Genomic DNA, 22,429 nt, shown 5'->3' on the forward strand with positions numbered 1-22,429 from the left:
ATTCTCCTTAAGCGCGTTCGATGTTGCAGACGGTTGTCTTGGTTTCTTGCATCATGGTCACGCTGTCGTAACCATAGGTGGTGCTGGTGTTGATGGCCTCGCCACGCACCACAGGTGCTGCACCAGCCGGGTAATACGCCAGCATGTCCGCCCCTTGCCAACGCCCCGAGAAGTGGAACGGCATGAACACGGTGTCTGGCCCCACCCGCGGTGTCACCAAGGCCTGCACGTTCAGCCGTGCACCGGTGGGGGTGGAGACCCAGGCGCGCTCGCCATTGCGAATGCCTTTTTCAGCCGCCACTTTGGGGTTGATTTCAATGAACATTTCTTGCTGCAGTTCAGCCAACCAGGGGTTGGAGCGGGTTTCTTCGCCACCGCCCTCGTATTCGGTCAAACGCCCCGAGGTCATGATGAACGGGAACTTTTCATGCACCTTGTCGGCCACGTTTTTGTCTTGCACCGTCTTGTACAAGGTGGGCAAGCGCCAGAAGGCTTTCTTGTCGTCATGCGTGGGGTATTTGGCCACCAGATCAGGGCGAATGCCGTACAGCGGCTCGCGGTGTTTGGGAATGGCATCGGGAAAGTTCCAGACCACGGCACGCGCTTTGGCGTTGCCAAACACGTGGCAGCCGTGCACTTTGAGCACCACACGCTGGATGCCGCCTGAGAGGTCAGTCTTCCAGTTTTTGCCCTCTGCGGCTTTTTGTTCGACCTCGGTCAAGTCCGCCCACCAACCCAGCTTTTTCAGCAGCACGTGGTCAAACTCGGGGTAGCCGGTGGTAATTTCAGCGCCCAGCGAATGCGAACCGTCTTCAGCCAGCAGATTCACACCGTCTTTTTCCACGCCAAAGTTGGCGCGGAAGTTACCGCCGCCGTCCATCACGTGTTTGCTGGTGTCGTACAGGTTGGGGGAACCGGGGTGCTTGAGCTCGGGCGTGCCGTAGCACGGCCAAGGCAAGCCAAAGTAGTCGCCAGTCATGTCGTAGCCAGTTTCCTTGTCTTTCACCGTGCCTTTGCATTTGAGGGTTTTGACATCAAACGCGCCCATGTTGCGCATGTGCGCTTTGATGCGATCCGGACTTTGGCCGGTGTAGCCAATGGTCCAGGTGGCGGTGTTGATCTCGCTCAAAATGCTCTCTGGCGTGGGCTCGTCCATGCCGTGCACTTTTTGCATTTTGTAGTTGACCGAGAGCTCTTTGCCAAAGCCCAGCTTGTCGGCAAACTGCTGCATGATCATGTGGTCAGAGCGACTTTCCCAAAGCGGTTCAATCACTTTTTCACGCCACTGGATGGAACGGTTGGAAGCCGTGACCGAGCCGCTGGTCTCAAACTGTGTGCACGCTGGCAACAGGTACACCGCGCGGTTCGGGTTCAAGTCTTCAGGCTTGCCAGGCATGGCTGCCATGGCTGCGGTGGCGGATGGATAGGGGTCGACCACCACCAGCAAGTCCAGCTTGTCCATGGCGCGTTTCATTTCCAGACCACGGGTTTGCGAGTTGGGCGAATGGCCCCAGTAAAACACGCCACGCAGGTTGCTGTCTTGGTCAATCAGCTCGTTCTTTTCCAATACGCCATCGATCCAACGCGACACGGTGATGCCAGGTTTGGTCATCATGGCGGGTGATGCAAATTGCTTGACAATCCAGTCGTAATCCACGCCCCAGACCTTGGCGTAGTGTTTCCATGCGCCCGGAATAATGCCGTAGTAACCGGGCAGTGAGTCAGGGTTGGGGCCAACGTCAGTGGCGCCCTGCACGTTGTCGTGACCACGGAAGATGTTAGTACCGCCGCCGCTTTTGCCCACGTTACCTAACGCCAGTTGCAAGATGCACGAGGCGCGCACCATGGCGTTGCCAATGCTGTGCTGGGTTTGCCCCATGCACCACACCAATGTGCTCGGGCGGTTCTCAGCCATCATGCGTGCCACACGCAGCACTTGGTCTTCTTTGACACCACAGACTTCTTCGACCTTGTCCGGGGTCCAGTTGGCCATCACGTCGTCACGCACCTTGTCCATGCCGTACACACGGTCGTGGATGTATTGCTTGTCTTCCCAACCGTTTTTGAACACGTGGTGCAGCACACCAAACAAAAAGGCAATGTCAGAACCCGAGCGGATGCGCACGTATTCGTCGGCCTTGGCCGCCGTGCGGGTGAAGCGCGGGTCGATCACAATCATCTTGGTGCCGGTCTCTTTGGCGTGCAGCATGTGCAACATGCTCACCGGGTGCGCTTCAGCGGCGTTGGAGCCAATGTACAAAGCGCACTTGCTGTTTTGCATGTCGTTGTACGAATTGGTCATAGCCCCATAGCCCCAGGTGTTGGCGACACCGGCCACCGTGGTGCTGTGACAAATGCGCGCTTGGTGGTCGCAGTTGTTGGTGCCCCAGAAGCTGACAAACTTGCGCATCAGGTACGACTGTTCGTTGTTGTGCTTGGAAGACCCAATGAAATACACGCTATCAGGGCCGCTGGCTTTTTTCAGCTCTTGCATTTTGGCCGTGATCTCGTTCAAGGCAGTGTCCCAGCTGATGCGCTGGTACTTGCCATTGACCAGTTTCATGGGATAGCGCAGGCGGAACTCGCCGTGGCCATGCTCACGCAGTGCCGCACCCTTGGCGCAATGTGCGCCCAAATTGATGGGCGAGTCAAACACTGGCTCCTGGCGCACCCAGACACCATTTTCCACCACCGCATCCACCGCGCAGCCCACCGAGCAGTGGGTGCACACGGTGCGCTTGACTTCAATCTTGCCCTCGCCTACCGCTACATTGCCGGTGGCAGCCTGGGATTTTTTGACCAGCGTCAACTGCGAGGCTGCCAGCCCCACGCCAACGCCCAGACCAGAACGGCGCAAGAAAGCTCGCCGATCCATGGTGGGCAGCGCCTGGCTCAAGCCACGACGCAGGCTGTGAACAAATGGCGCATGCACAGCATTGCCCGATGAACCAGATTTTTTGGTTAACAACATATCAGTCTCCGAAAAACGATGAGGTGGGCGAATCAGACCCGTGCTGTTTTGTAATAGTGCTGGACGTGCTCGCTCAGGGCGTATCCGCCACCTTTTTCAGGCTTGGCTGCCGGTGTTGTCGTATGAGCATCTGCCTCGGATTTCATGACAGGCATGACGCTGACCGCAGCAGCCAATGCAGAGGCGGTACCCGCGCCTAAAAAAATGGAGCGACGTGACAATCTGGATGGGGTTGAAGGCATGAAAAGTCTCCTCAAGTGGCATGCTTATGAACTCATCAACATATCTGAGTGGCTGGAATCTAACCGCTAGAGCATGCTCATGCAAGTGGGTAAACCCACTGAGCATCCAGCTTGAAGCGCTGGTGGGTTCACATTGCTTTTGATGGGTATTTTTGAGAAGCCGTTTACTAGCAATAGTTATGCCATTTCAACCAGACCGCATGCCATCAAAATTCCAGCGTTTTAGCTTGATCCAAGTCGCCATTAGGTCCATCCATGCCGATTCATAGGTCAAAGTGTCAAAACAGGTGCGACAAGTTGTCGCACGATGGGTTTTAAAACCCTTTCATGACCCCAGTAGGCGCACAGTCACACGAGCGTGACAGACCATCAAAATATTTTTACCCGACTAATTTAGTCGGGTCTACCGATAGAATTTCTGAACACCATGATGCATCCTAGCCCCCTCTTCGCACCCGCAACGGGTTCAGACAACCCTGTCCAAGCCTGGCCAGATTGGTCAATTTTGATCGTCGACGATGAGCCGGGCATGCGAAATTTTTTGGTCAAAACCTTGGTCCCCCGTTGCCATACGGTTCATGCGGTGGGCAGTGCCGAGGAAGGTGCGCAGGTTTTGCAGCTGCAACACGTGGATTTGATCGTGCTCGACATCTCATTGCCCGGCCAAAGCGGTGTGGCCTGGCTCAAAACTCTGCGTGGCCAAGGCTACCGTGGCTATGTGATTTTGATCACCGCCTTTGCCGACCTTGAAACTGCCATTGAGGCACTGCGCGCAGGTGCATCTGATTTCATTTTGAAACCCTTTCGCGTGCCGCAAATCTTGAATGCCATCAAACATTGTTTTGACTGTGCGCGCTTGCTGCGCGAGAACTACGTGCTTAAACACACCTTGTCACGCCAAAGTGACACCCACACGGGTTTGATTGGACGATCTGCTTTCATGCAAGGTTTGCGCGCCGCACTGCCGCGCGTGGCGCAAGTTGAAAGCACGGTGCTGTTGCAAGGCGAATCAGGTACTGGCAAAGAACTGGTCGCGCGCACCCTGCATCAACTCAGCCCGCGCCATGCAGGCCCCTTTGTGCCGGTGAACTGCGCCAGCTTGTCGGATGAGCAAATTGAGGTCACCTTGTTTGGCCAGGCCACCGCCAGCCACCTCACTGAGCGCGATGGACTTTTTTACTACGCCCAAGGTGGCACCTTGTTTTTGGATGAGGTGGCAGACCTGCCTTTGCCCATGCAGGCAGCCTTGCTGCGCGCCCTGGAAGATTTGCAAATTCGCCCCGTGGGTAGCAACCAACTGATCCAGGTCAATGTACGCATCATGGCCGCCACCAACCGGGTGTTGCAAGACGAAGTGGCCGCGGGTCGCTTTCGCAAAGACTTGTACTTTCGCCTGCAAGTGGTTGAGATGCATTTGTTACCACTGCGCGATCGCAAGCAAGACATTGCAGATTTGGCCGCACATTTCATGGCACAACTGGTGCCACGTTTGGGGCTTAAACCCCTAACCCTGTCGCCCGAGCACATGGCTTACCTGATGCAATACCCCTGGCCAGGCAACGCCCGTGAACTGCGCAATTTGATCGAGCGCTCTTTGATTTTGGGCGAGCTTAATGTGTCTGCCCTGTATGACATGTCCGCCCCCTGCGCGCCCTCATCGAGCCCCGCCCCGACAGATTTGCACACCCTTGAAAAACAGCACATTCAAGCCGTGCTCGACAGCGTGCAAGGGGACAAAACTCGAGCCGCAGAGCTGCTGGGTATTTCGCGGCGCACGCTTGAGCGGCGAAGCGCCGAATGGGCCACGCCATGACACTTAACGCCTGGCGGCAACGCTGGCTGAAATTGTCGGTACGGCACAAACTGATGGTGCTGGCTTTGTTGCCCTTGGTGCTGGTGCTGCCCCTGTTGATGACTGCTTTGGTACTTTGGGGCAACGCAGCTTACGACCAGTTGCTCATCACCAAAGTGCGCAGTGACCTGGCGGTGGCGCGTGGCTATTTTTTGCAAGTGCAGTCCGAGGTGGGCAACAGCACGCAGGCCACTGCCAATTCCCATGCCTTGCACCAAGCGCTGGCCAGCCAAAACACCCGCTTGATTGAACAAACCCTGCAAAAGGCACAGCACACGCACAGCCTGGATTTTGTCAATTTGTATACAGCAAGTGACCAAATTTTGTCTGCACACCCATCTAAAAATGAGAGCTACTCACGCTTTATTGACAAGGCTTTGAACCCATTTTTATTCAAAAATCAACAAGTGGGTACAAACCATTTGATGCGCTTGAGTCAGGCCCAGGTGTTGCAACTTGCGCCACATTTGGCGACTCGCTTGAACATTCCCCTGGTAGCCACACCCAATGCAGCCCCCACATCACGCAGCCACGAAGACCAAGGCTTGATGATGTTGGCCAGTTATCCCATCTTGCGTGACGATGGACAAGTGCTGGCCTGGGTGCAAGCTGGCGTGCTGGTGAACCAAAATTTGCCTTTGATTGACCACATCAACCAAATTGTCTACCCCGTGGGTTCGCTGCCTTTGGGCAGCTTGGGCACCGCCACGCTGTTTCTGGACGATGTGCGCGTCACCACCAATGTGCGCTTGTTTCAAAATCAACGCGCCATTGGCACACGGGTCTCGCAAGCCGTGCGAGATGCGGTACTGACGCGTGGCGAAACCTGGCTGGATCGCGCGTTCGTCGTCAACGACTGGTATGTCTCTGCCTATGAGCCGCTGCTGGGGGCTCAGCAAGAGCGCATTGGCATGCTGTATGTTGGCTACTTGGAAACGCCCTTTCGACACGTCAAAACCGGGCTACTGGGGGCAGTCGTTGGCATATTTGCCTTGGTGATGATGCTGGCCGCCTGGCTGTCGCTGCGCTGGGCACGCAGTATTTTTCAACCCGTGGAGCGCATGAACCGCACCATTGAGCAAGTGGCGGCTGGGCACGCGGACGCCCGTGTGGGCACACTCAAGCAACAAGATGAACTGGGTGCCCTGGCCGTGCATTTAGATCACTTGCTTGACACGGTCAACGACAAAACTGCCCGCCTGCAACGCTGGGGGCAACAGCTTGACTTGGAAGTGGCTGCACGCACGCACGCTCTAGAAGAGAGCAACCAATCTTTGAAGCAGGCGCAAGCCCAGTTGGTGCATTCAGAAAAATTGGCGGCCATTGGCCAAATCACCGCCAGCATGGCGCATGAGATCAACAACCCGATTGCCGTCATGCAAGGCAATCTGGATTTGATGCGGGAAACCTTGGCAGAACAGGCCCAGTCTGTGAGGCCAGAACTGACCTTGATAGATCAACAAATTGAGCGCATGCGGTTGATCGTCACGCAATTGCTGCAATACGCCAAACCCAATGATTTCGCAGGCTACGTGGTGCCAGTCGATGTGAATGATGCCTTGGCAGGTTCGCTGGTGCTGGTAGAACACGAGCTTAGCCGTGCCCAGATCACGATTGAGCGCAGTTGGCTGGCCTCACGTCCTGTCAACATCAACCGCCAGGAGCTGCAGCAAGTCCTGATCAACTTGCTGCTCAACGCCATTCAAGCCATGCCACAGGGCGGCACCCTGACCCTGCGCAGTTTTGATCAACCGCATTCAGCGAGCGGTACCGGTGTGGTGATTCAAGTCTGCGACACCGGCTGCGGCCTGACTGAGGCAGACCAAAATCGCCTGTTCAAGCCATTTTTCACCACCAAACACGAGGGACATGGGCTGGGCTTGTGGGTCAGTGTGGGGCTGCTGGAGCGGTATGGCGGCAGTATTCAAGCCAAAAACCGCCGTGAGCTTGGCGAAGATTCGCCCGGTGCGGTGTTCAGTATCAATCTTTCATAGATTGAAAAAAAGCCCACAGGCGTTAAGTCCTGTGGGCTTTGGATGTCAGCGCTGGTGCGTCAAGCCATCAGCGGTCATTTTTGGAAAAGCGTTTTTGCGCATCGCGCGGTACAAACACTTTGCCACCACCAGCGGGCTTGGAAAAAGCTGGTTTGCCAAATGCTGGCTTGCGGTCTGCGAAGTCACCACGGGGCGCAAAGTCTCCGCGGGGCGCCGCGCTGTTGCGGTCAGCGGCAAAACGGTCGTTGAAACCGCCCTTGCGTTCATAGCTAAAGCCTTCACGTGGGGCGTTTTCACGGGGGGCAAACGGGCGGTCTTCGCGCCCAGCAAAACGTCCGCCTTGGTTATTTTGATAGCTGCCTTCGCCTACAACACGGGGGCCAGAGGTGTTTCTGTCACCAAAACCCGCACGTGGTGCATCAAAACCACCAGCGCGTGGGTTGCCAAACTTGCGGTCACGCGGGGCAAAGTTGCCACCGCCACGGTTGTCACGGCCACCAAAGCTGGGGCGCGACTCGGGAATACGCTGTTTGGGCTCCAAACCAGCAATCACATCGGGCTTGATGGGCTGGCGGCTGTAGGCCTCAATGTCCATGATTTTGCGGCGGTCACGCAACTCGGCAAAGGTCACGGCAATGCCATCACGCCCAGCACGCCCGGTGCGACCAATGCGGTGGGTGTAATCCTCTGCCTTCATGGGCAGGCCAAAGTTGAACACGTGCGTGACGGTGGGCACGTCAATGCCGCGTGCGGCCACATCAGTGGCGACCAAAATTTGCACATGCCCTTGGCGCAAAGCCATCAGGCGGCGATTGCGCAAGCCTTGGCTCAAGGCGCCGTGCAAGGCCACGGCATCAAAGCCTTCTTGCTGCAAATCGTTGGCCAAGCCGTCACACTCGATTTGCGTGCTGGCAAACACAATGGCTTGGTTGATGGTTTCGTCGCGCAGCCAGTGGTCTAGCAGTTTGCGCTTGTGTTGGGCGTTGTCAGCCCAGAACAGCACTTGCTTGATGTTGGCGTGTTTTTCTTGCGGGCTGTCGATGGTGATGCGCTGTGGCTCACGCATCACGCGCGAAGCCAGCTGCTGGATACGCGGCGCAAAGGTGGCGCTGAACATCATGGTTTGCTTGCGATCAATGGTGAGCTGGTTGATTTCAGCCAAGTCATCAGAAAAACCCAAATCCAGCATGCGGTCGGCTTCATCCACCACCAAAAACTGCACTTTATCGAGTTTGATTTGCATCGAGCGCTGCAAATCCAGCAAACGGCCAGGCGTAGCCACCACCAAATTGGCGTTTTGCAGCTTGGCAATTTGCAACTGGTAAGGCATGCCACCCACGATGTTGGCCACGCGCAGGCCACGGCAATGCTGCACCAGGTCAATGGCGTCATGCGCCACTTGCTGAGCCAGTTCGCGGGTGGGGCAAACAATCAGCGCACCGGGTGTGGGGGCAGAAAAATGACGTGGGTTGGTGGGGTCTTTGCGCTTGGCACGCTTGGGCGGTGCTTCGCCTTTGGCGGCCGCTTCTGCCACAGCGCGCTCGTAGTCGGCGCGTGCGTCAATTTCAATTTGTTCTTGTTGCTTGAGCAAGGTGTGCAGCACGGGCAACAAAAATGCAGCAGTTTTGCCACTACCCGTTTGGCTTGACACCATCAGGTCGACAAATTTGGCCTTTTGACCTTCGCAGGCAATGCCTTCCATGGCCAGGGGAATGGTTTTAAGCTGCACGGTGGTCGGCTGGGTAAAGCCCAGGTCTTTCACGGCTGCAATCAGCTCGGGCGCCAAGCCCAGGGTGACAAATCCGTTGGGGGCTTCAATCACGTCCGCATTGGGTGCATCAGAGATGTCAAGCGGCAGCACGTTGAATTCGTTGGACAAGTTTTCGGCAGACGAGATTTCGCCAGCCGCTAAAGTAGCGTCAGTCATGGTATTTCCTCAATACGAAAGCCCTGCAAGTTGTGCAGTAGCTCCGTGGTGGTTAAAAAACATCAACCATCAAACGGAACCGGCTAGCGCCTCACCAAAGTGAGGCTGTATCGAAGCAGGGGATCTTTTTGAAGTCAAGCCGTAAACAGCTCAAATTTCAGATCCAGTGAATGTTGGGAGATGTACATATGTGTTCTGCTATGTACAGAACAGCCTAAGATTATGCCATGAATTCGGGTTTCTACCTAAATCAACCACAAAGCCGAATTGACCACAACCCATCCACCCGCAGCGCAGTGCCTCGGCCTGAAAATTGCATGTTGTAACCTGCCTGTAAAGCTGGCTGTCATACAAGTGCAAAATAAGTGCAGGCTTGCCTAGCCAACCTTCCACCCATCCACGTCGCAAGGAACTCCATTGAACGCTTCTGCCACTCCGCTTGCCACCACGTCTTCCGAGCAAATCAACGCGCACTTGCTGCACACCGTGGGGGTTGACCCCAGCCGCGCTTCCCCCAACGAATTGATGCAGGCCACAGCGCAGGTCGCGCGTGCCCAACTGTCCAAGCGCTGGGTCGACACGCAAGCCAAAGAGCGTCAGCACAAGGCTCGCCGTGTGGTCTATTTATCGATGGAATTCCTGATGGGGCGCACCCTGTCCAACGCGCTGGCCGCGCTGAACCTGACCGAAGGCGCAGCCCAAGGACTGGCCGAGCATGCGCAAAAACTTGAAGATATTGCCAGCCTGGAGCCCGATGCAGCGCTGGGTAATGGTGGCTTGGGGCGCTTGGCAGCTTGTTTTCTGGACGCCATGGCCACCCTCGGGTTGCCTTCTTACGGTTATGGCATTCGCTACGAATACGGCATGTTTGCGCAAGAAATTCAGGGCGGAGCGCAAGTTGAGTACCCCGACCCCTGGCTGACTGACGGCACTCCGTGGGAGTTTCCGCGCGCCGACATCACCTTCCCGGTGCGCTTTGGCGGCTGGGTAGAACATATTGACGACCGTGCCCTGTGGCGCCACGCTGGCGAAGTGGCTGCCAAAGCCTATGACATGGTGGTGCCTGGCCACGGCACCCAAAAGGTCAGCACCCTGCGGCTCTGGAAAGCGGTGGCTCCGGCTCACTTTGACCTGGGAGCCTTCAACACCGGTGACTACGCCCGCGCCGCCAGCACCAAAAACGAGTTTGAGAACATCTCTTGGGTGCTGTACCCCAACGACAGCACACCTGCCGGGCGCGAACTGCGTTTGAAACAAGAGTACTTTTTTGTTGCCGCCTCGCTGCAAGACCTGGTGCAACGCCACTTGAGTGAACACCCCAGCCTGGACAACCTGGCTGAGCATGTGGCCATTCACCTCAACGACACCCACCCCGCCATTGGCGTGGCCGAGTTGATGCGCATTTTGTGCGACGAGCACCTCATGCCCTGGACGCAAGCCTGGGCGCTGTGCGGCCAAACTTTCTCGTACACCAACCACACCCTCATGCCCGAGGCTTTAGAGACCTGGCCGGTGGGGTTGATGCAGCATGTGCTGCCGCGCCACCTCGAAATCATCTTTCGCATCAACAAAGAATTTTTGGAGTTTGCCGCCCAACAGCGCCCTGGCGACAACGACTTTTTGGCGCGCTTGTCACTGATTGACGAGCGTGGCGAGCGCCGTGTTCGCATGGCGCATTTGTCCATTGTGGGGAGCCACCGGGTCAACGGCGTGTCGGCACTGCATTCTGACTTGCTGGTGCAAACCATCTTTGCCGACTTTGCCGCCCTGTGGCCTGAGCGTTTTACCAACATGACCAACGGTGTCACACCAAGGCGTTGGCTGGCGCAGGCCAACCCTGGCTTGTCCAGTTTGCTGGACGAGACGCTGGGGCAAGGCTGGCGGCTCGACTTGGATCAACTGCGCCAGTTGCAAACGCACAAGACAAATGCACAGTTTCAACAGCGCTTCATGGCCGTCAAGCATGCCAACAAAGCGCGTCTGGCCCAGGCCATTGCACAAAGCACCGGGGTGGTGGTCAACCCTGACAGCCTGTTTGACGTGCAGGTCAAACGCATTCACGAATACAAGCGCCAGCTGCTCAATGTGCTGCACGTGGTGTGGCGCTACCAGGCCATCTTGGCCGAGCCGAACGCACCATGGGTGCCACGCACCGTCATCTTGGCGGGCAAGGCCGCGTCGAGCTACGTCACGGCCAAGTCCATCATTCGACTGATCCACGATGTCGGCCAAATCATCAACAACGACCCGCGTGTGGGCGACAAGCTCAAGCTGGTGTTCATGCCCAACTACAGCGTCTCGGTGGCCGAGGTCATCATGCCCGGGGCAGATTTATCTGAGCAAATCTCCACTGCCGGTACCGAAGCCTCTGGCACGGGCAACATGAAACTGGCGCTCAATGGTGCCCTGACCATTGGTACTGACGATGGCGCCAACATTGAAATCCGGCAAAACGTGGGCGACGACAACATCTTCATCTTTGGCTTGAAAACCCCCGAGGTGCAAGCCCTGAAACAAAGCGGCTACCAGCCCATGCGCTACTTCGAGCGCCTGCCCGCACTCAAAGCCGTGCTCGAAGCCATTGCCGGAGGCCAGTTTTCACCGGCAGAGCCGGGGCGTTACCGGGCACTGGTGGACTCGCTGCTGTGGGGCGGCGACCATTACCTACTGCTGGCCGACTTTGAGTCTTACATTGCCACCCAAGCCAAGGTCGACGCGCTGTACCGCCAGCCCGCCCTGTGGTGCGAGCGCGCCATTGCCAACGTGGCCGGCATGGGGGTATTCTCGGCAGACCGCACCATTGCCCAATATGCCCAAGAAATCTGGCATGTCGCCAAGCTGCCCGACTGACCACACTCCCACAGGCCCTTCACCATGCTCACACCCCAAGACATTGCCTTGATTTGCAGCGCCAGCCATGGTGACCCTTTTGCCGTGCTCGGGCCGCACCGGCTGCGCCCCAAACACTGCAGCGTGCGCTGCTTTTTGCCACATGCCCAAAGCGTGCAAGTGGTCAGCCCACAGGGGGCGGCGCTGGCCGACCTGGTGCGCCGCACTGGCACTGACTTTTTTGAAGCCGCTGTGCCCATGGCCATGGATACCCCCTACCAGCTGCAGGTGCAATGGGCTGACGGCCAACACAGCACAATGGAAGACCCCTACCGGTTCCCCTTGGTGCTGGGTGAAATGGACGTGTGGCTGCTGGGTGAAGGCACCCACTTGCGCCCGTTTGAGGTGCTGGGTGCCCACCCGTCTGAAATGCTGGGCGTGGCCGGCACCCGCTTTGCGGTGTGGGCGCCCAACGCCAGCCGCGTCAGTGTGGTGGGTGACTTCAACTTTTGGGACGGCCGCCGTCACCCCATGCGGCTGCGCCGCGAATGCGGTGTGTGGGAGCTGTTTTTGCCCGGTGTGGGCGCAGGTGCGCTCTACAAATTTGAGCTGCGCAGTGCCAGCGGCCAAGTGCTGCCCGCCCATGCCGACCCCTACGCCCTGCAAGCCGAGCTGCGCCCCGCCACCGCCAGTGTGGTCGGGCAACTGCCCGCCAAAATAGCCCTTGCGTCAGGTCGCCAGCAAGCCAACGCGCTGGATGCACCGGTCAGCATTTATGAAGTGCACCTGGGCTCGTGGCGACGCGCGTCTGACGCCAGTGGCCGCTGGCTGACCTGGGACGAGTTGGCCGACACGCTCATTCCCTACGCCCAAGATCTGGGCTTTACCCACCTGGAGCTGCTGCCCATCAGCGAGCACCCGTTTGACGGCTCTTGGGGTTACCAGCCGGTGGGCATGTACGCACCCACCTCACGCTTTGGTGACGCGGCTGGCTTTGGCCGCCTGGTGCAGCGCTGCCATGATGCCGGGCTGGGGCTGATATTGGACTGGGTTCCCGCCCACTTTCCCTCAGACGCACATGGTCTGGCCAATTTTGATGGCACCCACCTCTATGAATACGCCGACCCACGCGAAGGGTTTCACCAAGACTGGAACACCCTGATTTACAACCTGGGGCGCACCGAGGTCAGCAATTTCTTGGTTGGCAATGCCCTGTATTGGCTAGAGCGTTTTGGCGTAGACGGCCTGCGTGTAGACGCGGTGGCCTCCATGCTCTACCGCGACTACAGCCGCAAAGCGGGTGAATGGCTGCCCAATGTGCATGGTGGCCGAGAAAACCTGGAAGCCATTGCTTTCCTCAAACGCGTCAACGAAGTGGTGGGCGAGCACTGCCCGCACGCCATCACGCTGGCCGAAGAATCCACCGCATTCCCCGCGGTGTCGCGCCCCACCTACGCCGGGGGGTTGGGTTTTCATTACAAGTGGAACATGGGCTGGATGCATGACACCCTGACCTACATGGCGCGCGACCCGATTCACCGCCAACACCACCAAGGCGAGATGACGTTTGGCTTGGTCTACGCTTTCAATGAAAATTTTGTCTTGCCCATTTCACACGACGAAGTGGTGCATGGCAAGGGCTCGCTCTTAACCAAAATGCCGGGCGACCGCTGGCAACAGCTGGCCAATGTGCGCGCTTATCTGGGCTACATGTGGGCACACCCGGGTAAAAAACTGCTGTTCATGGGCTGTGAATTTGCCCAAGAACGTGAATGGCGCCATGAGCACAGCCTGGACTGGCATTTATTGGATGACCCTGCCCATGCCGGCGTGCAGCGCCTGGTGCGCGACCTGAACCGCCTCTACCGCGCCACCCCAGCGCTGTACCAAAAAGATTTTGTGTCTGCCGGGTTTGAGTGGATTGACCACAGCGATGCCGCGCACTCGGTACTCAGTTTTGTGCGCCACGGGCTGGATGCCAACACCTTCACGCTGGTGGTGTGCAACTTCACGCCACAGGTGCAGTCTGGCTACCGCTTGGGCGTGCCGCAGCCTGGCGTGTACCGAGAAGTGCTCAACACCGACTCTGCCCACTACGGTGGCAGCAATGTGGGCACGCCGCTGGGCAGCGCCCACACCGAGCCCACCCCCTGGCATGGCAAACCCTGCTCGGTGCGCCTCACGCTACCGCCCTTGGCCACGGTGTTTTTTGAATGGAAAGCGTAAACCCCACCAGCTTGCAGGCCGGGCAGCCGTGGCCGCTGGGTGCGCATTTTGATGGCCACGGGGTCAACTTTGCGGTGTTTTCCGGGCATGCCCAAAGCATTGAGCTCTGCCTGTTTGATTCCGATGGCCAGTTTGAAGTGGCGCGCCTGCGCCTGCCCTGCCTGACTGGCGAGGTCTGGCACGGTTATTTACCGGGTGCGCAGACCGGCCTGGTGTATGGCCTGCGCGCCCACGGTCCGTGGCGGCCAGACAAAGGGCTGCGCTTTGATGCGGCCAAACTGCTGCTCGACCCCTATGCCCGCGACATCGTGGGTGATTTCATCTGGAGCCCCGTTCACTTTTCGCAAGAGCACCCGCTCTCGCGCCACATGGACACCCATGACAATGCCCGCCTGGCGCTCAAAGCCAGGGTGGTGGATGACCACTTTGACTGGGGCGACGACCACCCACCCACCACCCCGCTGGCGCACAGCGTGTTGTATGAATGCCATGTCAAAGGCTTCAGCCAGCTGCACCCAGACATTCCAGCGGCGCTGCGCGGTAGTTTTGCAGGCTTGGCACACCCGGCTGCGGTGGCGCACTTCAAGGCGCTGGGCATCACCGCCGTCAACCTGCTGCCCGTGCACTACAGCCTGACTGAAGAGCGCCTGGTGAGCATGGGGCTCACCAACTACTGGGGCTACAACACCCTGGGATTTTTCTGCGTCAACCCGCGTCTGGCCAGTGGCGCGCTGGGCCTGAGCGTGCGCGATGAATTTCGCCACATGGTCAAAACCCTGCACCAGGCCGGGCTGGAAGTGATTTTGGATGTGGTCTACAACCACACCGCCGAGGCCGACCACACCGGCCCCACCCTCAGCTTTCGCGGGCTGGACAACGCCAGCTACTACATGCTGGCCGCAGGTGATGCATCGCGCTATGAAAACTACAGCGGCTGTGGCAACACGGTCAACGTCAAACACCCGAAAGTCTTGCAACTGGTGATGGACAGCCTGCGCTATTGGGTGAGCGACATGCATGTCGACGGCTTTCGCTTTGACCTGGCCAGCGTGCTGGGGCGCACCGAGCAGGGCTTCAGCACCAACGCCGCGTTTTTTGCCGCAGTCGCCCAAGACCCGGTGTTGTGCCGTGTCAAACTGATTGCCGAACCCTGGGATTTGGGGCCAGGCGGCTACCAGGTGGGCGGCTTTCCGCGCGGTTGGCTGGAGTGGAATGACCACTTTCGCGATGGCATGCGCTGCTTTTGGATTCAAAGCGCAGCCTCGCCCCATGCCCCACTGGCACACTGCAGCCGGGGCGACTTTGCCATGCGGCTGTGCGGCTCGTCAGACGTGTACCAACCCAGCCAGCGCACACCGGCCAAATCGCTCAACTACGTGGTCTCGCACGACGGCTTTACCCTGGCCGACCTGGTCAGCTACAACCTGCGGCACAACCTTGCCAATGGTGAAGACAACCGCGACGGCACGGGTGACAACCTCAGCTTCAACTGTGGCGAAGAGGGCCCCAGCACCGACCCCACCGTGCTGGCCTTGCGCGGCAAGCTGCAGCGCGTGCTGCTGGCCACCACGCTTTTGGCGCAAGGCACGCCCATGCTAAGCGCCGGCGATGAACTTGGCCACAGCCAAGGCGGCAACAACAACCCCTATTGCCAAGACAACGCCATCACCTGGATCAACTGGCAGTCACCCAATACTGACCTGTTGGCCTTTACCCAGCGGGTGATTGGCCTGCGCCACTTGCTGCAACCGTTTCACAACCAGTGGTACAGCGGCATTGCTGACCTGCACGGCGTGTACGACTTGTCTTGGTGGGAAGCCGATGGCAGTGTGCTGCAGGGCGATGCCTGGCAGCAGCTCATGAACCGTGCCCTAGCCTGCCTGGTGGGTCACCCCGGGCGCAGCTTAAAGCCCGTGCTGCTGCTGATCAACGCCAGTGCCACGGCCGTGGCCTTCACCTTGCCACGCGGCTCATGGCAGGTGTTGCTGGACTGCGCCCACTCGCAAGGTGAGCCACCCGCCACCAGCCCCATCACCAGCAGCCTGACGGTGCAAGCACCCAGCCTGTGTTTGTTGCTTCAAGTTTAGCTATGTATTAAGTAGCTACTTACGCTTTATTCATAAGCTCTAGAAGCCTAAAAAGCATATAAAACAGCCAGCAAACTCAAAGTTCCAAGCGCTCAAAGCCTACCCGCCCACTGGCGGCGGTGATGTGTGCCAGTTGTTGCGCCATGTGGGGTTGCACCCAGTCCCATTTGAAGCGCCAGCTCCAGCAGCCCATGGTGCCAGGGGTGTTCATGCGGTGCTGGCCACCCAACCCCAGCACGTCTTGAAACTGGCACACAGCCAAGCGCGCCACCGAGAAGCTGGCCGCGCGCAGCATCGGCCACTGCACGGCAGCGACTGGCTCGGGCGCCACCCCCAGGTAATGCGCGGCAAAACTGCGCTCATGCCCACTGCAACTGGCCCACCAGCCAGGCACCGTATCGTTGTCATGGGTGCCGGTGTAAACCACGGTGTTGGGCTCAAAGTTGTGCGGCAAAAAGGCGTTGTGGGCATCGCCTGAAAAGGCAAACTGCAGCACCCGCATACCCGGGAAACCGGTGGACTCGCGCAGCGCGTGCACCGCCGGGGTGATCAGCCCCAGGTCTTCGGCAATGATGGGCAGGTCGCCCAGCGCCTGCGCCAACGCGTCAAACAAGGCCGCACCGGGGCCAATTTGCCAGTGCCCGTGAATGGCGGTGGGCTCGTTGGCCGGAATTTCCCAGTAGTCCACAAAACCCCTGAAGTGGTCAATGCGCACCACATCAGCCAGTTGCAACTGGCGGCGCACCCGCTCGATCCACCAAGCGTAGCCGTCTTGCGCCATGGCGACCCAGTTGTAGAGCGGGTTGCCCCAACGCTGGCCGGTGGCAGAAAAAAAGTCAGGCGGCACACCCGCCACCACAGTAGGTTGCCCCACGGCGTCGAGCTGGTACAAGTCTGGCCGCGCCCAGCAGTCGGCACTGTGGTGTGCCACGAAAATAGGCAAGTCGCCCACCAGCCTGACCCCTTTGGCGTGGGCATAGGCTTTGAGGGCTTGCCACTGCACATCAAACTGCCATTGCACAAAGCGCCAAAAAGCCATCTCCAATGCGTGCTGCAGGCGCGCTTGCGCCATGGCGTCAGGCGTACGCTGCGCCAAACCTGGCGGCCACTGTGGCCATAACGCGGGGCTGTGGGCATGGTCAAGCGCCATGAACAGGGTGTAGTCGTCCAACCAGTGCTGTTGCGACTGCGCCCAAGTGGCCAGCTGAGCCTGGTCTTCTGGGGTGGCATGCTGGCCAAACCCAGCAAAGGCTTCGCGCAGCTTCTGCATGCGCCACGGCACCAGCACGGGGTAGTCAATGCGCTCATCAACCCATTCTGAGTGCAAGCTCTCGGCACGCAGCCAGCCGCGTTGCACCAAGGGCTCAAAGGCCACCAGCAGCGGGTTGCCGGCAAACGCCGAGCTGCCCATGTAAGGCGAAAACCCCGGCCCCACCGGCCCCAGTGGCAGGGTTTGCCACAGCGTTTGACCGGCGCCGTGCAGCCAGTCAACGAAGTAATAAGCGTTGGGACCCAGGTCGCCCGCGCCATGCGGCCCGGGCAATGAGGTGGGGTGCAGCAGCACCCCCGCGGCGCGCTGCGCCATCCATGAATGAAGCATGCGTCAAGAACTCCAGCTCAAAATAGAAAAAGGGTGGGGTTGATCAAGCCAACAGGTGGCGGTACAGCGCCACATACTGCGCTGCGGCCTTGTCCCAGCCCAGCGCTTGCTGCATGGCACGCTGGCGTACAGCACGCCATTCGGTCGGGCGGTCATGCAGCGCAAAAGCGCGCCGCATGGCACGCTGCAAAGCAGCTGCACTGAACTCTTTGAACACAAAGCCGTTGGCACTGCCGTCGGCCAGATGCTCCAGGGCGCAGTCCACCACGGTGTCGGCCAAACCGCCCACTTTGTGCACCAGAGGCAAGCTGCCGTATTTCAGGCCATACATTTGCGTCAGGCCACACGGCTCAAAGCGCGAGGGCACCAGCGTGACATCGGTGGCCGCAAAAATTTGGTGGGCAAATGCTTCGTCGTAGCCAATGCGCACCGCCACCGACTCGGGGTGGCGGGCGGCGCGGGCTGAGAATTCAGCCTCTAGCGCGGCCTCGCCGGTGCCCAACACCACCAGTTGCCCACCCTGGGCGATCAGGTCGTCCACCGCAGCCAGCACCAGGTGCAAGCCTTTTTGCTCGGTCAGGCGGCTGACCACGCCAAACAGCAAGGCCTCGGGCTTGACTGACAAACCCAAGGCTTGCTGCAGCGCCGCTTTGCAGCGCGCCTTGCCGGCGGGCTTTTTGGCATCAAAGGTGTGGGGGATGGCGCTGTCGGTGGCCGGGTTCCAAACCGACTCATCCACGGCATTCAAAATGCCGGTCAACTCTGAGGCACGCTCACGCAGCAAGCCGTCCAGGCCACAACCTTGCTCTGGCGTCTGAATTTCTTTGGCGTAGGTCGGGCTGACGGTGGTGATGTGGTCGGCGTAGTACAAGCCCGCCTTCATGAATGACATTTGGCCGTGAAACTCAAGCCCGTTGACCGCGAACGCATGGGGCGGCAAGCCCAGGTCGTAAAAATGAATCGGCGCAAACACCCCTTGGTAAGCCAGGTTGTGCACGGTGTAAACACTGGCCACCATGCGGCCACGCACGGGGCCAAAAGCCAGGTAGGCAGACGTGAGCGCGGCGTGCCAGTCGTGGCTGTGCACCACAGCGGGTTGCCAATGCGCGTCGAGCCCGCAGGCCAATTGAGCCGCCACCCAGCCCAGCAAGGCAAAGCGGCGATGGTTGTCATGGTGCGGCTGGCGCTGCTCGTCTTCATAGGGGGTGCCGGGGCGCTGGTAGAGGTGTGGCACATCCAGCACATAGGCCTGAACGCCCAGCGTGACCAGCTCGCCATGGCAAATGCGCACCGTCTCGCCCCAGGGGGAGGTCAACTCGGTGAGCACTTGGGGCTGTTGCAGGTCAGCCATGATGGGGGCAAAACCGGGCAACAACACCCGCACGTCACAGCCTGCACCATGAAGCGCGGCGGGCAGCGCCCCGGCAATGTCTGCCAGCCCCCCGGTTTTGAGCAAAGGAAAAATTTCAGCGCTGACTTGCAAGACATTCATCAAAAGGGTTCTCTTCAAACTAACTTGGCCAACATGTCGCGGGTGATCAGCACCACACCGCCCTCAGAACGCTCAAAGCGCTGCGCATCGAGCGCCGCATCCTCACCCACCACCAGGCCTTCAGGGATGACGCACGCGCGGTCAATCACCACGCGGCGCAGGCGGCAGTGGCGATGGATGGTGACATCAGGCAGCACCACGGCCTCGTCAATCTTGCAATCAGAATGCACCCGCACCTCAGAAAACAGCACTGAATGCGCCACATAAGAGCCCGACACAATGCAGCCACCTGAGACCACGGTGTTGACGTAAATGCCATTGTTGCCATCTTTGTCGGGCACAAACTTGGCTGGCGGCAACTGGCGCTGGTAAGTCCAAATTGGCCAATCGGTGTCGTAAATATCAAGCTCGGGCACGGTCGAAGCCAAGTCCAGGTTGGCCGACCAAAAGGCATCAATGGTGCCCACATCGCGCCAGTAGGGCGCCACACCTTTCACTCGCGAGACACATGACATGCCAAACGGGTGCGCTAGCGCACGACCTTCAGACACGGCACGGGGAATGACGTTTTTACCAAAGTCGTGCTCTGAAGCCGGATTGGCCAAGTCGTCTTCAAGAAGTTGGTACAGGTAGTCCGCATCAAAAATATAGATGCCCATACTGGCCAGGGACACCGCATCGTTGCCGGGCATGGGCGGCGGGTTGGTGGGTTTTTCCACAAACTCCGAGATTTGCCGGTCTGCGTCAATGGCCATCACGCCAAAGGCACTGGCCTCGGCACGTGGCACTTCAATACAACCCACCGTGCAGCCAGCGCCCATGGCCACATGGTCTTTGAGCATGATCGAGTAGTCCATTTTGTACACATGGTCACCAGCCAAAATCACAATGTACTTGGGCTTGCTGGAGCGGATGATGTCCATGTTTTGGAAAATGGCATCGGCCGTGCCACGGTACCAATGCTCTTCACCGGCACGCTGCTGAGCCGGCAGCAAGTCCACCATTTCATTGAGCTCGGCGCGCAAAAAGCTCCAGCCGCGCTGCATGTGGCGCATCAGTGAATGCGATTTGTATTGCGTCACCACCGCCATGCGCCGAATGCCTGAATTCAGGCAATTGGACAGGGCAAAGTCAATGATGCGGAACTTGCCGCCAAAATACACAGCCGGTTTGGCGCGGGTGTCGGTCAGTTGCTTGAGCCGTGAACCACGCCCACCGGCCAGCACCAGCGCCACAGTGTGGCGCACCAGTTGATGGGTTTCGGGGGTTCTTTTTTCTGTATGCACCATGGTTGTCTCCTCGTTGTCAAAATCTTTTCATGCCATGCGCTGGTTTCGCACCCGCCTGAGCACGGCGTTCATCACGTGGCCACGCTGGGTGCCGCCATGCCGGTGCGCGCACAAATACCGGCCACCTGCTCGGCCACCGCAGCCAAGTCGGCCAAGGCGATCTGCACCGGCACCGCATGCAAGTCCGGGTTGGCCTCGTAGCGCTCTAAATACAAGCGCAAGGTGGCGCCCTCGGTGCCCGTACCCGACAGCCTGAAAATCACCCGCGCCCCGTCATCAAACAGCAGGCGCACGCCTTGCTGGTTGGAAATTGAGCCGTCCACCGGGTCGGTGTAGGCAAAGTCATCTGCCACCGCCACCGTGCGTTGGCCAAAACGCTGCCCCACCAAACCGGGCAAGCTGGCACGCAAATCGACTATTAAGGCGTTGGCCACATCAACCGCAATGGCCTCGTAGTCGTGGCGGGTGTAGTAGTTGCGGCCATAGATGCGCCAGTGCTCTTGCACCAGGGTTTGCACTGATTTGCCCGTGGCCGCTTGCAGGCTGAGCCAAAACAAAATCGCCCACAAGCCATCTTTTTCTCGCACATGGCTGGAGCCGGTGCCATAACTTTCTTCGCCGCACAGGGTGACTTGACCCGCATCGAGCAGGTTGCCAAAAAACTTCCAGCCAGTGGGGGTTTCGAAACACGGCAGTTGCAAGGCCTTCACCACCCGGTCGACCGCGGCCGAGGTGGGCATGGAGCGCGCCACCCCCAGCAAACCATGGCGGTAACCAGGAATCAGCTTGGCATGCGCCGTCATGAGCGCCAGGCTGTCAGAGGGCGACACGACAAAGTTGCGCCCGACCACCATGTTGCGATCCGCATCGCCGTCCATGGCAGCTCCGAAGTCTGGCGCATTGGGCGCGCTCATGTGGTCAATCAAATCGGTGGCGTTGACCGGGTTGGGGTCGGGGTGCAATCCGCCAAAGTCTTCCAGCGGCACGGCGTTGACCACGCTGCCTGCCGGTGCGCCCAGCACGTCTTCCAAAATGGCTTTGGCGTAAGGGCCGCCCACCGCGTTCATGGCATCCACGCGCAGCGTGAAACCCTTCTGGAACAGGCCTCGCAGCTGGTCAAAGTCAAACAAACTGCGCATCACCGCCAAGTAATCAGCCACGGGGTCAATCACCTCCACCTGCATCTGCTCAAGCATTTGAACGCCCAAGGGGTTGAGGTTAATGTCTGGCGCGTCGCTCATGCGCAGCTGTGTCAGCACTTGGGTGCGAGCGTAAACGGCTTCGGTCATCGCCTCACTGGCTGGGCCGCCGTTGTTGGCGTTGTATTTGATGCCAAAGTCGCCCTCTGCCCCGCCCGGGTTGTGACTGGCCGAGAGCACGATACCGCCCAACGCTGCACGCCGACGAATGACTGCGCTGACCGCCGGTGTCGACAAAATACCGCCCTGCCCCAGCAACACCTTGGCCACGCCGTTGGCCGCTGCCAGCTTCAAAATGGTTTGCACCGCCGCGCGGTTGTGGTAGCGGCCGTCCCCGCCCAACACCAGGGTTTGGCCTTGCAAGGCCGTGCCCCGTTGACCCTCGGCATCAATGCCACTGAGCACATCAAACAGCGCCTGGACAAAGTTCTCCAGGTAATTGGGCTGCATGAATACCGTGACTTTTTTTCGCAAACCCGAAGTACCAGGGCGCTGGCCTGCAAAGCTGTGGGTAGAAATGGACTGAATGGCCATGGTGAAACTTCCTGCGGCTGAAATGACCACTTGAATTTAGCACCATTTGCACGGTAAACCGGGTGCGATTCAAACTGATGTGCCGTAAAGTACGGTTCCTCCACCAAAGCGAAAGGCCAGAGATGACAGGCAAAAGCCAGATGAGTGACGAAGAGATGTTGCGTCGTTTGGGAACCCACCCTGAGAT

Annotated in this window: 12 protein-coding genes; 5 read left to right on the plus strand and 7 right to left on the minus strand. The window is 58.9% G+C overall.

Annotated features, from left to right (window positions below; all coding sequences use genetic code 11):
- Positions 1-7: 7 nt before the first annotated feature.
- Both PHT20_RS08825 and PHT20_RS08830 read right to left on the minus strand, forming a co-directional pair.
- Complete coding sequence (locus PHT20_RS08825; RefSeq protein ID WP_301020228.1) at positions 8-2,971, minus strand: formate dehydrogenase subunit alpha; 2,964 nt, start codon at positions 2,969-2,971, stop codon at positions 8-10.
- Between the two features lie 32 nt (positions 2,972-3,003).
- The gene (locus PHT20_RS08830; protein ID WP_301020229.1) at positions 3,004-3,213 is read right to left on the minus strand and encodes a formate dehydrogenase; all 210 of its coding nucleotides are present in this window, start codon (positions 3,211-3,213) and stop codon (positions 3,004-3,006) included.
- A gap of 430 nt (positions 3,214-3,643) precedes the next feature.
- On the opposite strand from PHT20_RS08830, the gene PHT20_RS08835 reads away from it, so the two are divergent.
- Both PHT20_RS08835 and PHT20_RS08840 read left to right on the plus strand, forming a co-directional pair.
- Positions 3,644-5,026, plus strand: coding sequence for a sigma-54 dependent transcriptional regulator (locus tag PHT20_RS08835; protein ID WP_301020230.1), 1,383 nt, complete (start codon positions 3,644-3,646; stop codon positions 5,024-5,026).
- Positions 5,023-7,059 (plus strand): cache domain-containing protein, encoded by a 2,037-nt coding sequence (locus PHT20_RS08840; protein ID WP_301020231.1) that lies wholly within the window; start codon positions 5,023-5,025, stop codon positions 7,057-7,059. The genes PHT20_RS08835 and PHT20_RS08840 overlap by 4 nt, the downstream gene beginning before the upstream one ends.
- A 67-nt stretch (positions 7,060-7,126) precedes the next feature.
- Here PHT20_RS08840 and PHT20_RS08845 read toward each other — a convergent pair whose 3' ends face one another.
- Positions 7,127-8,986 carry a DEAD/DEAH box helicase gene (locus PHT20_RS08845; RefSeq protein WP_301020232.1) on the minus strand — a complete coding sequence of 620 codons (1,860 nt, stop codon included), beginning with the start codon at positions 8,984-8,986 and terminating at the stop codon, positions 7,127-7,129.
- 417 nt (positions 8,987-9,403) lie between these two features.
- On the opposite strand from PHT20_RS08845, the gene PHT20_RS08850 reads away from it, so the two are divergent.
- The 3 genes from PHT20_RS08850 to glgX are packed head-to-tail and all read left to right on the plus strand — an operon-like array spanning position 9,404 to position 16,128.
- Entirely contained in the window at positions 9,404-11,836 is a 2,433-nt protein-coding gene (locus PHT20_RS08850; protein WP_301020233.1) for a glycogen/starch/alpha-glucan phosphorylase, read from the plus strand.
- A gap of 24 nt (positions 11,837-11,860) precedes the next feature.
- Positions 11,861-14,041 (plus strand): 1,4-alpha-glucan branching protein GlgB, encoded by a 2,181-nt coding sequence (gene glgB, locus PHT20_RS08855; protein WP_301020234.1) that lies wholly within the window; start codon positions 11,861-11,863, stop codon positions 14,039-14,041.
- Positions 14,029-16,128 (plus strand): glycogen debranching protein GlgX, encoded by a 2,100-nt coding sequence (glgX, locus tag PHT20_RS08860; protein WP_301020235.1) that lies wholly within the window; start codon positions 14,029-14,031, stop codon positions 16,126-16,128. Before glgB ends, glgX begins: the two co-directional genes overlap by 13 nt.
- Positions 16,129-16,204: 76 nt before the next feature.
- Here glgX and malQ read toward each other — a convergent pair whose 3' ends face one another.
- From malQ to PHT20_RS08880, 4 genes are all read right to left on the minus strand, one after another.
- Positions 16,205-17,728 carry a 4-alpha-glucanotransferase gene (malQ, locus tag PHT20_RS08865; protein WP_301020236.1) on the minus strand — a complete coding sequence of 508 codons (1,524 nt, stop codon included), beginning with the start codon at positions 17,726-17,728 and terminating at the stop codon, positions 16,205-16,207.
- A 43-nt stretch (positions 17,729-17,771) separates the two neighbouring features.
- A complete protein-coding gene (gene glgA, locus PHT20_RS08870; protein ID WP_301020237.1) occupies positions 17,772-19,220 on the minus strand; it encodes a glycogen synthase GlgA in 1,449 nt (482 codons plus the stop codon).
- A 14-nt stretch (positions 19,221-19,234) separates the two neighbouring features.
- Positions 19,235-20,509 carry a glucose-1-phosphate adenylyltransferase gene (glgC, locus tag PHT20_RS08875; protein ID WP_301020238.1) on the minus strand — a complete coding sequence of 425 codons (1,275 nt, stop codon included), beginning with the start codon at positions 20,507-20,509 and terminating at the stop codon, positions 19,235-19,237.
- Between the two features lie 71 nt (positions 20,510-20,580).
- On the minus strand, positions 20,581-22,242 hold the full coding sequence (locus PHT20_RS08880; protein WP_301020239.1) for an alpha-D-glucose phosphate-specific phosphoglucomutase: 1,662 nt from the start codon (positions 22,240-22,242) through the stop codon (positions 20,581-20,583).
- Positions 22,243-22,429: the final 187 nt, after the last annotated feature.

Origin of the sequence: Rhodoferax sp. (assembly GCF_028715765.1) — a bacterium.
Taxonomy (GTDB): domain Bacteria; phylum Pseudomonadota; class Gammaproteobacteria; order Burkholderiales; family Burkholderiaceae_C; genus Rhodoferax.

Bases quoted from the DNA above. Each gene is read 5' to 3' on its own strand.
- PHT20_RS08840 (WP_301020231.1), top strand. From the start codon at position 5,023: ATGACACTTAACGCCTGGCGGCAACGCTGGCTGAAATTGTCGGTACGG.
- glgA (WP_301020237.1), bottom strand. From the start codon at position 19,220: ATGAATGTCTTGCAAGTCAGCGCTGAAATTTTTCCTTTGCTCAAAACC.
- glgC (WP_301020238.1), bottom strand. From the start codon at position 20,509: ATGGTGCATACAGAAAAAAGAACCCCCGAAACCCATCAACTGGTGCGC.
- PHT20_RS08830 (WP_301020229.1), bottom strand. From the start codon at position 3,213: ATGCCTTCAACCCCATCCAGATTGTCACGTCGCTCCATTTTTTTAGGC.
- PHT20_RS08835 (WP_301020230.1), top strand. From the start codon at position 3,644: ATGCATCCTAGCCCCCTCTTCGCACCCGCAACGGGTTCAGACAACCCT.
- malQ (WP_301020236.1), bottom strand. From the start codon at position 17,728: ATGCTTCATTCATGGATGGCGCAGCGCGCCGCGGGGGTGCTGCTGCAC.
- glgX (WP_301020235.1), top strand. From the start codon at position 14,029: ATGGAAAGCGTAAACCCCACCAGCTTGCAGGCCGGGCAGCCGTGGCCG.
- PHT20_RS08825 (WP_301020228.1), bottom strand. From the start codon at position 2,971: ATGTTGTTAACCAAAAAATCTGGTTCATCGGGCAATGCTGTGCATGCG.
- PHT20_RS08880 (WP_301020239.1), bottom strand. From the start codon at position 22,242: ATGGCCATTCAGTCCATTTCTACCCACAGCTTTGCAGGCCAGCGCCCT.
- glgB (WP_301020234.1), top strand. From the start codon at position 11,861: ATGCTCACACCCCAAGACATTGCCTTGATTTGCAGCGCCAGCCATGGT.
- PHT20_RS08845 (WP_301020232.1), bottom strand. From the start codon at position 8,986: ATGACTGACGCTACTTTAGCGGCTGGCGAAATCTCGTCTGCCGAAAAC.